At 71.8% G+C, this 12,740-nt stretch carries 10 protein-coding genes and 1 pseudogene; 6 read left to right on the top strand and 5 right to left on the bottom strand.

Annotated elements, in window-relative coordinates:
* Positions 1–63 precede the first annotated feature (63 nt).
* From DVH02_RS22960 to DVH02_RS22980, 5 genes are read right to left on the bottom strand one after another with little or no spacing between them, the layout of a single operon-like run.
* Complete coding sequence (locus tag DVH02_RS22960) at positions 64–1,374, bottom strand: DUF58 domain-containing protein (protein WP_114625714.1); 1,311 nt, start codon at positions 1,372–1,374, stop codon at positions 64–66.
* Positions 1,375–1,385: 11 nt separating this feature from the next.
* Positions 1,386–2,396: an AAA family ATPase gene (locus DVH02_RS22965; RefSeq protein WP_114625715.1), complete on the bottom strand. Its 1,011-nt coding sequence runs from the start codon at positions 2,394–2,396 to the stop codon at positions 1,386–1,388.
* Positions 2,393–3,592 (bottom strand): DUF4350 domain-containing protein, encoded by a 1,200-nt coding sequence (locus DVH02_RS22970; protein WP_114625716.1) that lies wholly within the window; start codon positions 3,590–3,592, stop codon positions 2,393–2,395. The genes DVH02_RS22965 and DVH02_RS22970 overlap by 4 nt, the downstream gene beginning before the upstream one ends.
* A complete protein-coding gene (locus DVH02_RS22975; RefSeq protein ID WP_233518404.1) occupies positions 3,589–4,272 on the bottom strand; it encodes a DUF4129 domain-containing protein in 684 nt (227 codons plus the stop codon). Before DVH02_RS22975 ends, DVH02_RS22970 begins: the two co-directional genes overlap by 4 nt.
* A 4-nt stretch (positions 4,273–4,276) precedes the next feature.
* Entirely contained in the window at positions 4,277–5,509 is a 1,233-nt protein-coding gene (locus DVH02_RS22980; RefSeq protein ID WP_114625718.1) for a DUF7544 domain-containing protein, read from the bottom strand.
* 194 nt (positions 5,510–5,703) lie between these two features.
* Here DVH02_RS22980 and mtnA point away from each other — a divergent pair, with 194 nt between their 5' ends.
* From mtnA to DVH02_RS23010, 6 genes and pseudogenes are all read left to right on the top strand, one after another.
* Positions 5,704–6,849, top strand: a complete 1,146-nt coding sequence (gene mtnA, locus DVH02_RS22985; RefSeq protein WP_114625719.1) for an S-methyl-5-thioribose-1-phosphate isomerase — start codon at positions 5,704–5,706, stop codon at positions 6,847–6,849.
* Positions 6,850–7,124: 275 nt separating this feature from the next.
* Entirely contained in the window at positions 7,125–7,532 is a 408-nt protein-coding gene (locus tag DVH02_RS36370; RefSeq protein ID WP_233518405.1) for a DUF6083 domain-containing protein, read from the top strand.
* Positions 7,533–7,784: 252 nt separating this feature from the next.
* Positions 7,785–8,462 (top strand): two-component system response regulator MtrA, encoded by a 678-nt coding sequence (gene mtrA, locus DVH02_RS22995; protein WP_114625720.1) that lies wholly within the window; start codon positions 7,785–7,787, stop codon positions 8,460–8,462.
* A 1-nt stretch (position 8,463) separates the two neighbouring features.
* Entirely contained in the window at positions 8,464–10,515 is a 2,052-nt protein-coding gene (gene mtrB, locus DVH02_RS23000) for an MtrAB system histidine kinase MtrB (RefSeq protein WP_114625721.1), read from the top strand.
* Entirely contained in the window at positions 10,505–12,367 is a 1,863-nt protein-coding gene (locus DVH02_RS23005; protein ID WP_233518406.1) for an LpqB family beta-propeller domain-containing protein, read from the top strand. Before mtrB ends, DVH02_RS23005 begins: the two co-directional genes overlap by 11 nt.
* Positions 12,368–12,441: 74 nt before the next feature.
* Positions 12,442–12,740, top strand: a pseudogene (locus tag DVH02_RS23010) (ComF family protein); the annotation flags it as partial.

Raw genomic sequence — 12,740 nt, forward strand, 5'->3', positions numbered from 1 at the left:
GCCCCCGCGTCCCCCCCCGCGTCCTCCCCTCACGGGTCTGGGCCAGTGGAATCCCTGCCGTCCTCAGAGACGTCCTGCCGCCTTCAGCGCGAGGTAGGCATCCGCGAGGGCGGGAGCGAGAGCGTCCGGGGTCGCGTCCACGACGGTCACTCCGTGACGCTGCAACTGCTCGGCTGTTCGCCGTCGCTGAGTCTGCGACTGGGTGCCGGCGGCGGCTTCGTAGACCGCGTCCACTGTGCCCCGTGCCGCGCTCATCTCCTGGATGTGCGGATCGGCCACCGAGGCGACCAGCACCGTATGACGGCGGGTGAGCTGCGGGAGGACCGGGACGAGCCCCTCGTCGACGGCAGCCGCGTCGAGGCCGGTGAGAAGCACGACCAGTGACCGGCGTGGGGCACTCTTCAACGTGGCCGCGCTGAGCCCGCGGGCGTCCGTCTCCACCAACTCCGGTTCCAGAGGAGCGAGCGCGTTCACCATGGCGGGCAGGACATCGCCGGACGAGCGGCCCTGCACCTGCGCTCGGACGCGGCGATCGTAGGCGAGGAGATCCACCCGGTCACCGGCCCGCGACGCCAGGACGGTCAGGAGCAGTGCCGCGTCCATCGCCGCGTCGAGACGGGGGACGTCGCCCACCCGGCCGGCCGAGGTGCGGCCGGTGTCGAGCACGATCAGGATGTGCCGGTCGCGTTCCGGCCGCCAGGTACGTACCGCGACCGCAGATTGGCGCGCCGTCGCCCGCCAGTCGATCGACCGCGTGTCGTCCCCGGGCACGTACGCGCGGAGGCTGTCGAACTCGGTGCCCTCGCCCCGCGTCAGCACGCTCGTGCGGCCGTCCAGCTCCCGGAGCCTGGCGAGCCTCGACGGCAGATGCTTGCGGCTGGTGAACGGCGGGAGTACGCGTACCGCCCACGGCACCTCATGGCTGCCCTGGCGGGCGGCGAGGCCCATCGGACCGAACGAGCGCACCGTGACCCGCCGCGCCTGACGCTCCCCCCGGCGAGTGGGACGCAGGACAGTGGTCAGACGGCGTCGCTCACCGGCGGGGACCGTCAACATGTGGCGAGAGCGGCTCTGCTCGGTGCCGGTGATCCAACTGCTCGGCTCCCAGGCGTCCCGGAGGCGGGCGCGCAGCCTGCGACCTGCGCGGTTGGTGACAGTGAGATGCACTTCCGCGCTCTCTCCCAGTCGAACAGACGTGTCACCGCTTCGAGTGAATCGGAGCGATTTGACTGGTGCTGCCAGAGCGTAGTCGCACAGAATGGCGATGGAGAGGGGCGCGTTGACGGCAAGGATGCCCGCCCAGCTGGGGGCGAACATGCCGACGGGGAGAGAGCCGAGTGCCGCGATCAGCGCGGTTCGTCCGGTGAGGGCCATGGTTCAACGCCTCATCGGGGGACGGGGACTTGGGCGAGGATCGCGGTGATGACGGAGTCGGCGCTGACGCCCTCCATCTCGGCTTCGGGCCGCAGCTGGACGCGATGGCGGAGCGTCGGAAGTGCCAGGGCCTTCACATCGTCCGGGGTGACGTAGTCCCGACCGGTGAGCCAGGCCCAGGCGCGCGCGGTGGAGAGCAGGGCGGTGGCGCCTCGTGGCGAGACGCCGAAGGTGAGCGAGGGGGAATCACGAGTGGTACGGCAGATATCGACGACGTAGCCCGCGATCTCGGGCGAGACAGATGTCTTGGCCACGGCATCGCGCGCGGCTTCCAGGTCGGCCGGCCCGGCGACGGGCCGTACCCCCGCGGCTTGGAGATCACGCGGATTGAAGCCTTCCGCATGGCGGGTCAGGACACTGATCTCGTCGTCGCGTGAGGGCAGCGGCACCGTCAGTTTGAGGAGGAAGCGGTCGAGCTGGGCTTCGGGAAGGGGGTAAGTGCCCTCGTACTCGACCGGGTTCTGTGTCGCGGCGACGAGGAAGGGGTCGGGCAGCGGACGTGCTGTGCCGTCGACTGTGACCTGGCGTTCCTCCATCGCCTCCAGAAGCGACGACTGGGTCTTCGGGGGCGTGCGGTTGATCTCGTCCGCCAGCAGCAGGTTGGTGAAGACCGGACCGGGCTGAAAGGAGAACTCGGCGGTTCGGGCGTCGTAGACGAGAGACCCGGTGATGTCACTGGGCATCAGATCGGGGGTGAACTGGACCCGCTTGGTGTCGAGTTCGAGGGACGCGGCCAATGCCCGGACGAGAAGGGTCTTCGCCACACCGGGGACTCCCTCAAGAAGGACATGGCCGCGGCAGAGAAGGGCGACGACGAGCCCGGTGACGGCGGGGTCCTGGCCGACCACCGCCTTCGCGATCTCGGAGCGCAGGGCCTCCAGGGAAGCACGGGCGCTGTCCGCGCTGTCCGTGTTCTCGGCGTGGGTGGGATTCCCGGCGTTCTGTGCGGTCGGGGCACTCATGAGGTACGTACCTCTCTTTCGAGGGCGTCGAGTTGGTCCGCCAGGCGGATGAGAGCGGAGTCGTCGGCCGGCGCCGGGCCGAAGAGCAGGGCGCTCGGATCCAGCGTGGTGGAGGGGATCCGGGCGGAGACCGGTGGGAGCAGGGCCTCGGGAGCGTGAGCTTCCTTGGGGGGTACGCCGAGGAGGGAGGCGAGACGGTCGCGGGCGGCCGAGCGCAGCGCGGACGCGGCATGGTCCAGGGCGTTCGTCTTGCGGTAGAGACGGGCGCGGCCCTCGGCGGACTCGGACGCCCTGGTGGCCACGGGAAGGCGCTCGGGTACGAGCGGGCCCAGCCTGCGGGCGCGCCAGATGGCCGCGAGCACCGCGGCGAGGAAGAGCTGGAAGGCGCCCCAGAGCCAGCCGGAAGGGATCAGATCGAGGAAGTCACCGCCGTCTCCGTCGCTGTCACGTCCGTCGGAGAGGGAGGGATCACCGAGCGAGGGGAGGTACCAGACGAGATGAGGCCGGGAGCCGAGCAGTTGCAGGGCGAGCGACGCGTTGCCCTCGTGGTCGAGGCGGTCGTTGAGGAGGATGTCGGGGGAGCCCAGCAGGATCGTGTCCCCCGCGTCCGCTTCGCTCAGCCGGAGCAGGGACGGCGTGCCGTCGGTCGGGTAGCAGGCGTCGTCGCTGCCGAGGGAATCGGTGGTGTAGCGCTCGCCGCCGACGTCGGCTCTGCCGGCCCGGGTGGCGGCGGGCAGGGCGCACCGGGGAGCCTGTGCGGTGACCGGTACGGGGGCGATGGTGCGGACGCCGGGCGCGAGAGTCCCGACGGAGGGTATCCCCGGGCCGAGCAGGACGGTGCGGCCCGCCGAGGACGCCATCGAGTCACGCAGTACCCGCTGCTGGTGGGGTGTCAGCAGATCCGGTTCTGTGACCAGGAGCGTCGTGTCGGGACCGGTCTTGGCGGTGGCACTGTCCAGGGTGGTGGCCACGTCGACGCCCACTCCGTTGTCCTTGAGCAGCTCGGCCACCGCGCGGCTGCCGAACCGGTCGGCGGAGCGGGGATCGAGGCGGCCGTGCTGATCGCCGGAGCGGAGCGCGGCCAGGGCGACGCCGGCGGCCAGCAGGATGACGAGGGCGAGCAGCGGTCCGCGGCCGCGGTTCCAGATCTGGCGGGAGGTCGGGGAGAGCGAGGTGGAGCTGATCGTGGAGGTCACTCGGCAGTTCCTCCGGATGCGGCGCTCAGCTGGGGTTTTGTGCGTCGCAGGGCGAGATCGAGGTCGTGCAGCCCCTGGTATGCCCGTCGGCTCCCGGGTCGGCCGCCGTATGTGACGTCGTCGAACTCCCTGGCGGCTGCGCGCAGTCGGTCCGCGTGGCCGGGGAGGGGGCGGGCGGCCTCCGAGGCGGCCTCGTCGGCGGTGCGGCCGGGGCGCGGGTCGAGGAGGGCGCGTTCCTCCAGGGAGCGGACGATGGCTCGCATCCGTTCCTGGACGGCCTCGGTCCAGCGTTCGGCGGCGGCGTGCTCCTCGGCACTGGCGCGGTGTTCCTCGGCGCTGCGGGGGCCCTCGTCGAAGAGATGGCCCGGTCGGTCGGGGACACGGTGGGGGGTGCCCAGCCGCCACCAGAGGGCGGCGACGAGAGCCACGACGACGAGCGCGATGACGACGAGGCCGAGCGGACCGCCGGGGGCGACGCCGGAGGCCGAGTCGAGGAGGCTGCCGAGCCAGTCCCACAGGGCGTTCATCGCACGGGAGAGGAGGTTCGGGTCGTTCTCGTGGTACATCGGTTTGGACAGCTCCCGCTCCGCCGCCTCGCGGGCGGGCAGACGCGGGGTGTCCAGCGGTATGTCGCCGCCGACGCGGATCAGCAGTTCGTGCGCTCCCCCCGGTATGGCCACCCTGTCAGCCCCTGGGGGAGCCGTGGCCCGGCTGCTGTGTGCCGTCGCCGGACACCCCGGCGGCACGGGCCAGTTCGAGGTCGAGGGCCTCGCGCCGGATGCGCTGGTCCACATAGAGGAGAACGCTGACGCCGGCGGAGATCGGGTACGTGACCGTCAGGGCGATCACGGAGCCGATGCCGGTGATGATCAGGAAGGGCCAGCTGAAGTCCGGCGTGTCACCGGAGAGCAGGCTGTCGAGGAAAGAGCCGTCCGCGGTCATCGCGAGGACGCTGAAGGGGAGGGCGATGACCAGGGTAACGAACATCACCAGCACGAAGGTCAGGACCTGGATGCCGAAGACGCGCCACCAGGATCCGCTCACGAGCTTCGCGGAGCGGCGCAACGCGGTCAGCACGCCCTGGCGCTCCAGCATGAGAGCGGGGGAGGCGAGGGTGAAGCGGACCATCAGCCAGATGATCACGAGGAGCGCGGCCATGCCGCCGAGGAAGGCGAGTACGGCTCCTCCCGCCGATCCGACGAGCAGGCCGGGGAGGATTCCGATGGTCAGGACGACCACGCTGGCGAACGGCAGCAGCAGGGTGAGACCGAGCAGCTGGAGGAGCCGGGGCCGGGCCTCGTTCCAGGCGTCCGCCAGGGTGACGGGGCGTCCGAGCACGGAGCGGCTGACCACCATGGTGAGTACCGCGGTGACGAAGATGGTGCCGATGAGGGTGATGACGAGCGAAGGTGCCTCGGCGAGGAGGTTCGACTGCGTCGACTCCGCGGTCTGCCGGAGGACTTCCGACGCGCTCGCGTCCTGATCGATCGTGGTGGGCTCGGGGACCAGGTAGCGCTGCACGAGTATCTCGCCGATCTGCGAGATGACGGCGACGACGAGGCTGACGCTGAGCACCGTGCGCCAGTGGGTGCGCATGGTGGACACGGCGCCGTCGAGGATTTCGCCGACGCTGAGCGGGCGGAGCGGGATCACACCCGGCTTGGCGGCGGGCGGTTTGCCCCAGCCGCCGCCCGGCGCGCCGCCGGGGCCCGCGTTGCCCCAGCCGGGGGCCGGTCGGCGCGGGGCGCCGGGGCCGGCTCCCGGGGGACTGGGCGGGGACCATTGCCCGGCCGGAGGCTGGGACGCGGACCACTTCGAGGCGGTGTCGTCGGCGGGTGCGGCGGGTCCGGGCACGGTGGCGTCCTGGCCGTCGGACGGGGCAGATCCGGGCGAGGCCCAGCCCGGAGTGTCGTTCACGGTCGTCCACCTCGTGGATTGGTTGTGGAATCGGCTCGGCGAGCCGATTCCTCAGCGGTGCCCGGCCACGGAGCGGGGCGGCGGGCTGGCAGCCATCGTGCCACGCGCTGCCCTCGGGTGGACCGGGGCCCGTACCCCCTTCCGCCTTGGAAGCGTGCCTTCTCTGTTCGTGTGGCAGCGGGCAGACTGAGCGGATGGCTGATCACCACGCACAGACCCCGGTCGGCGCCGGGCTGCCCATGCTTCCTTCCCTCCGCTGGGACGAGCCGCCCGAAGGGCCCGTACTGGTGCTTCTCGACCAGACCCGGCTGCCGGTCGAGGAAGCCGAGCTGGTCTGCACGGACGTGCCCGCGCTGGTGGCGGCCATCCGTACGCTCGCGGTACGAGGGGCGCCGCTGTTGGGGATCGCGGGCGCCTACGGGGTGGCGCTGGCGGCGGCGCGCGGCTTCGACGTGGAGGACGCGGCCGAGCAGCTGGCACGGGCGCGGCCCACCGCGGTGAACCTCGGGTACGGGGTGCGACGGGCGCGGGACGCCCATCGGGCCGCGTGCGCGCGGGGCAGCGGTCCGGCGGTCGCGGCGGCCGCGGCGCTCGACGAGGCGAGGAAGCTGCACGCTGAGGACGCCGAGGCCAGTACGCGTATGGCGGGGTTCGGGCTCGCGCTCCTCGATGAGCTGCTGCCGGGCGGCGGGCACCGGATTCTGACCCACTGCAACACCGGGGCGCTCGTCTCGGGCGGGGAGGGCACCGCGTTCGCCGTGGCCCTGTCGGCCCACCGGGCCGGACGGCTGCGGCGGCTGTGGGTGGACGAGACCCGCCCGCTCCTCCAGGGGGCGCGGCTGACGGCGTACGAGGCCGCTCGCAACGGGATGGCGTACACCTTGCTCACGGACAACGCGGCGGGTTCGCTGCTGGCTGCGGGGGAGGTGGACGCCGTCCTGATCGGGGCGGACCGGATCGCCGCCGACGGTTCCGTGGCCAACAAGGTGGGGAGCTACCCGCTCGCGGTGCTGGCCAAGTACCACCATGTGCCCTTCGTGGTGGTCGCCCCCACCACGACGATCGATCTGGCGACCCGGGACGGGGCGTCGATCGAGGTGGAGCAGCGACCGGGGCACGAGGTGACGGAGCTGATGGCGCCGCAGGTCGTGGTGGCGGGGGTGGAGGCCGGCGGAGGGATGCCGGTGGCGCCGCTCGGCACGCAGGCGTACAACCCGGCCTTCGACATCACCCCTCCGGAGCTGGTGACGGCGATCGTCACCGAACGCGGCGCGCTGTCCCCGGTGACCGGGGACGGGATCGCGGAGCTGACCGTCCGTTCGCGCCGGGGGAGCGACTGACCTCGGGAGAGGAGGGAGGAGCCAACGCGTAAGCACGGAGACGCTCGACGTTCCGAGGGCCGGGGCGGACCCGCCCCAACTGATGCTGGGGACAGGGTCGTTGCCGGAATCGGAGACTCCGAATCCGGTGGCGCGGAGTGATGGTCGTATGCTCCGAATACGGCTGATTCGCGCCCTGGTTGGATTCGCGCTCCACCCGCACACTCTGATATATGAGGGCCCGGTCAGGAGCCATCGAAGCCACCTGTCAGAGTTGCGGGGAGCCGGATCCGACCGTGCGCGTACGCGGCCTGGCCTTTCCCATGGCCGAACTCTGCGACGCCTGCTGGAACGATTTCGCCGACGATCTCGCCCGCTACGAAGGGGCCGGTCGGACGCCGAGGGACACACCCGGGCCGGAGGACGTCGCGTGGATCGAGCCGTCGATGTGCCCGGAGTGCGGCGGAACGCTGAGGCCCTACCCGACCAACTACGACCGGTGGGTCCGCCTCGCCGCGAAAGAACTGCCGGCGAAGGACGTCCCCGCCCGCTACCGGTGGCGGTTGCTGCCGCTTCCCGCGCGGTATTCGGCGGTGCCGACCGGCTTCGTCGCCGTCCGTATCGGCGGGACCGAGCCGCTGCCCGGTGAGATGGTTCTGCCCGCGCACGCGGCGGTGTGTCTCGGTCCGGACGCCTCGTCCTGAAGCGGTCCCGGACGTCCCGGGCCCTCCCGCACTCCGGCGCCCCCGTGGTGACGGCGGACTGCTCGGCGGCCGGGGTGGCTATGGTTCGGTGTCGGAGCCGTGGTCGACAAGGCGGGGATGTGACGTCGGTGCGTGATGTCCGTGGCAGCGGAGAGCGACGGCCGCGCACGGATGTCGGCGCACATCACCGCTGGTCAGTGACCGAGATCACGCATGTCTATGCAACGGAAACGAAAATGGGATGATGTCGATATGAAGGGACGCGTCCTTGTCGTCGATGACGACACCGCACTGGCCGAGATGCTCGGCATTGTGCTGCGTGGTGAGGGTTTCGAGCCGTCGTTCGTAGCGGACGGTGACAAGGCACTGGCTGCCTTCCGGGAGACCAAGCCCGACCTGGTGCTGCTGGATCTCATGCTGCCCGGCCGGGACGGCATCGAGGTGTGCAGGCTGATCAGGGCCGAGTCCGGGGTGCCCATCGTCATGCTGACGGCCAAGAGCGACACGGTGGATGTGGTGGTGGGGCTGGAGTCCGGCGCCGACGACTACATCGTCAAGCCGTTCAAGCCCAAGGAGCTGGTGGCCCGGATCAGGGCACGGCTGCGCAGGTCGGAGGAGCCGGCGCCGGAGCAGCTGACGATCGGCGACCTGGTCATCGACGTGGCCGGTCACTCCGTGAAGCGGGAGGGGCAGTCCATCGCCCTGACGCCGCTCGAATTCGATCTGCTGGTCGCGCTGGCCCGCAAGCCGTGGCAGGTGTTCACCCGCGAGGTGCTCCTGGAGCAGGTGTGGGGATACCGGCACGCCGCGGACACCCGGCTGGTCAACGTGCACGTCCAGCGGCTGCGCTCCAAGGTCGAGCAGGACCCGGAGCGGCCGGAGATCGTCGTGACCGTGCGCGGGGTCGGCTACAAGGCAGGACCGAGCTGAGATGACCGGCGGCACTGCTCCGAAACCCGGTGAGCCGGGAGTCCGTGCGGGGCGGGCTGCCGGGTCCCGGCATGCGTTTTCGCGGTTCGGACCGCTGTTCAGGAGCGGCCGACTGCTTCAGGACGGTTCGCCCGGCGCCCCCGTGCTGCGGCTCGTGGTGCGCTGGGTGAGACGTCCGCTGCTGCCCGCCGTACGGCTGTGGCGGCGCAACATCCAGCTGCGGATCATCGCGACGACGCTGCTGATGTCACTCGGAGTGGTGCTGCTGCTCGGCTTCGTCGTCATCGGGCAGGTCCGCAACGGTCTTCTGGAGGCCAAGGAGAAGGCCGCTCAGAGCCAGGCGGCCGGTGGCTTCACCGTCGCGAAGGAGAAAGCCGACTCGCCGGCGGCGCTCGGCGGCCGGGACGGCGACGCGACGAGCGCCCGCTCGGGCAGGAACTCCGTCAACTGGCGCTCGGACCTGGTGGAACAGCTGGCCAGTGGCGGTCCTGGCGCCTTCAACGTGGTGGCGCTGAGCCCGGACTCGGCGGACGCCACCAGCCGCGCGCCCCGGGTCTCCGGCGGCGTCGACTTCTCCAGCGTCCCCGTGGATCTGCGCACGGCTGTCGCCCAGGGCAACGGATCGTTCGAGGCGTACGCGCTGATCAGGTACACCGGGGCCACCGAGGCCAGGGACCCGGAGCCGGGACTGATCGTCGGCAAGCGGCTGAACGACGTCGACGGCAACGCCTACGAGCTGTACTACCTCTTCCCGCTCTCCCAGGAAGAGCAGTCGCTCAACCTGGTCAAGGGCACGCTGGCCACGGCGGGCCTCTTCGTGGTCGTGCTGCTCGGCGCCATCGCCTGGCTGGTGGTGCGCCAGGTCGTCACCCCCGTACGGATGGCCGCGGGGATCGCCGAGCGGCTGTCCACCGGCCGCCTCCAGGAGAGGATGAAGGTCACCGGCGAGGACGACATCGCCCGCCTCGGCGAAGCCTTCAACAAGATGGCGCAGAACCTCCAGCTCAAGATCCAGCAGCTGGAGGAGCTGTCCCGGATGCAGCGCCGGTTCGTCTCCGACGTGTCGCACGAGCTGCGGACGCCGCTGACGACCGTGCGGATGGCCGCGGATGTCATCCACGAGGCGCGCGCCGACTTCGACCCGGTGACGGCGCGCTCGGCCGAGCTGCTCGGGGACCAGCTGGACCGCTTCGAATCGCTGCTGTCGGACCTGCTGGAGATCAGCCGCTTCGACGCGGGAGCGGCGGCGCTGGAGGCCGAGCCGATAGACCTGCGCCAAGTCGTCCGCAGGGTGATCGGCGGCGCGGAGCCGCTGGCCGAGGCCAAGGGCACCCGGATCCGGGTGCTCGGGGACGAGCAGCCCGTCGTGGCGGAGGCCGATGCCCGCAGGGTCGAGCGGGTGCTGCGCAATCTCGTCGTCAACGCCGTCGAGCACGGCGAGGGCCGCGATGTCGTCGTACGGCTGGGAGCGGCGGGCGGCGCGGTCGCCGTCGCCGTGCGCGACTACGGGGTGGGGCTCAAGCCCGGCGAGGCGACCCGGGTGTTCAACCGCTTCTGGCGGGCCGATCCCGCTCGGGCCCGTACCACCGGCGGCACCGGCCTGGGGCTGTCGATCGCCGTCGAGGACGCGCGGCTGCATGGCGGCTGGCTCCAGGCGTGGGGCGAGCCGGGCGGCGGCTCGCAGTTCCGGCTGACGCTGCCGCGTACGGCGGACGAGGCGCTGCGCGGCTCGCCGATACCGCTGGAGCCCGAGGACTCGCGGCGCAACCGCGAGAGCGACGGCGCCCAGGACGTCAAGGAGAGCGCCCAGCGGCTGGCGGCCGTGCCCGGCCGGCCGCGCACGGACCGCCCCGCGCTGAGCGGTAAGCCGGTGGTGCCCGCCCCGGCGCGTCCGGCGGCATCCGTGGACCCGGCGGCGCTGCCCGGCAACGGCGCGCGGGTGGTGGCACGGCCCGCGGGGGAGCGCAGTCCCGGCGGGGAATCCGATGAGAGCGGGTCTCCGGACCCGGCACGCCAGGGTGCGGAGCGGGAGGACACGATTCGTGGGCGCTGACCGGGGTCGGTACGGGAGGGGCCGGTACGGCAGGGGGCGCGCGCTGTCGGCGCCCGCCGCGCTGGGGGTGTGCGCCGTGCTGCTGGCCGGGTGCGCGTCGATTCCGGACCGCGGGGGGGTGGAGCCGGTCAAGGCGTCGCCGCCCGGCGAGTCCCAGGTACGGGTGTACGCGGTGCCGCCGCGTGAGAAGGCGCAGCCCAGCGAGATCGTGGACGGCTTCCTGGAGGCCATGACCAGTGACGATCCCGACTTCGCGATGGCCAGGAAGTATCTGACGAAGGACGCGTCGGAGTTCTGGCAGCCGGGCGCCGGTACGGCCGTGCTGCGCGCCGCTCCCGACCCGGCAGGTCCGAAGGAGCCGTCGGGCAGCGAGGCGGCCGGTCTGACGTACCCGCTGTACGGCGACCGGATCGCCGACGTGGATGCCGCGCACGCCTACAAGCCGATCGAGCCGACGGCGTACGACGGCGACATCCACCTGGTCCGGCAGACCGTGGGGAACACGAAGGAGTGGCGCATCGACTCGCTGCCCCAGGGGCTGGTGCTCGGCGAGTCCGACTTCCAGCGCAACTACCGCTCCGTCAATAAGTATTACTTTGCTTCGGGTGAGAGCTGGCTCGTCGCGGATCCGGTCTACATCCGGCAGCGAATAGATCCCACGACGCGGATGGATCCGGTCACCCAGGCCGTCAAGGTGCTGCTCGACGGGCCTACGCACTGGCTGAAGCCGGTCGCGGAGTCGCCGTTCCCCGCCGGTACGGCGCTCCAGAAGGGCGTCACCACGCTGGAGTTCGACGACCGCAACGCGCTGAAGGTGCCGCTGAACGAGAAGGCGGCGAAGGCGGGGCGTACCCAGTGCCGGAAGATGGCGGCGCAGCTCCTGTTCACCCTGCGGGACCTCACCTCCACTCCGGTCGGTCAGGTGGAGTTGCTGGCGGACGGCTCCTCGCTCTGTGTGCTCAGCGGGGACCAGGCCGAGGAGTTCGCGCCCGACCGGGCGACGGGCCGGGCCGTCAATCCGTACTTCGTGGACGACCACGGTCGGCTCTCGCTGCTCCAGGCGGATTCCGACCAGCCGGTGGACCGTTCGCAGGTCATCGGGCCCTTCGGCACGGGCGCGGTGAAGCTGTCGTCGGTGGGAGTGGCGCGCGACGAGAAGCACGCGGCGGGTGTGGCGGAGGACTACAAGTCGCTGTACGTGTCGTCGATCCTCGCCGACAGCGAGCTGGGCGACCCGCTGGTGACCAGCGGGGGCAAGGGGCAAGAGAGCGCGCTGTCGGCGCCGAGCTGGGACGGGCGCGGCGATCTGTGGATCGCGGACCGTGACCCGGCCAAACCCCGACTGCTGCGGTTCACGGGCGGTGCCGGGCCGGCGCTGCCGGTGACGGTCCAGGGGCTCGACGGGGCGCGGATCAAGTCGCTGCGGGTGTCGGCGGACGGGGCGCGGATCGCGCTGCTGCTGACGAAGGACGGGCGCAACACGCTGCAGATCGGCCGGGTGGAGCGGCACGGCCCCAAGGGCGATCCGACGGTGACCGTGACCGGGCTGCAGCCGGTGGCGCCGCAGATGGAGACGGTGACCGCGGTGTCCTGGGCCGGTCCGAGCCGGCTGGTGGTCGTCGGCAAGGAGGCCGGTGGGGTGCAGCAGGTGCGCTACATCCAGACCGACGGGTCGACCTCGGCCGCCGGGGTGCTGCCCGGTCTGAACCAGGTGACGGCCATCGCGGCGGCCGACGACGACCGGCAGCCGCTGGTCGCCGACTCGGAGGACGCGGGGATCGTACGGCTGCCCTCGGGGACGAACTGGCAGACGATGGTCGAGGTGGGGACGTCGCCGGTCTATCCCGGCTGACGGGGCCGCGGGGGTGGTCGGCCGGTTTTCCACAGGGGTAGCCGGGCGTCCCCGACGTTGGCACAGTGTCTGTCATGCGGGCGTGGTGGCGGGAGATCACCGGGTTGGTGCTGCCGGTGGCCTGTGGCGGCTGCGGCAGCCCCAGGACACCTCTGTGCGAGGACTGCGGACGGGCGCTGTACGGGACCTGGCCGTGCCGGGTGCGGCCGGTCCCCGAGCCGGCCGGGCTGCCGCCGGTGCACGCGGCGGCGCCGTACGAGGACGCGGTGCGCGCGGTGCTGCTGGCGCACAAGGAGCGGGGCGCGCTGGGGCTGGCGGGACCGCTGGGGCGGGCGCTGGCGGGTGCGGTGCGGGCCGCGGCGCCGCCGGGGAC

The organism is Streptomyces corynorhini (assembly GCF_003346515.1).
GTDB lineage: Bacteria > Actinomycetota > Actinomycetes > Streptomycetales > Streptomycetaceae > Streptomyces > Streptomyces corynorhini.

Coding starts and splice junctions, on each gene's coding strand:
- mtnA (WP_114625719.1), top strand. CDS start 5,704: ATGGCTGATCACCACGCACAGACCCCGGTCGGCGCCGGGCTGCCCATG.
- mtrB (WP_114625721.1), top strand. CDS start 8,464: ATGACCGGCGGCACTGCTCCGAAACCCGGTGAGCCGGGAGTCCGTGCG.
- mtrA (WP_114625720.1), top strand. CDS start 7,785: ATGAAGGGACGCGTCCTTGTCGTCGATGACGACACCGCACTGGCCGAG.
- DVH02_RS22965 (WP_114625715.1), bottom strand. CDS start 2,396: ATGAGTGCCCCGACCGCACAGAACGCCGGGAATCCCACCCACGCCGAG.
- DVH02_RS22960 (WP_114625714.1), bottom strand. CDS start 1,374: ATGGCCCTCACCGGACGAACCGCGCTGATCGCGGCACTCGGCTCTCTC.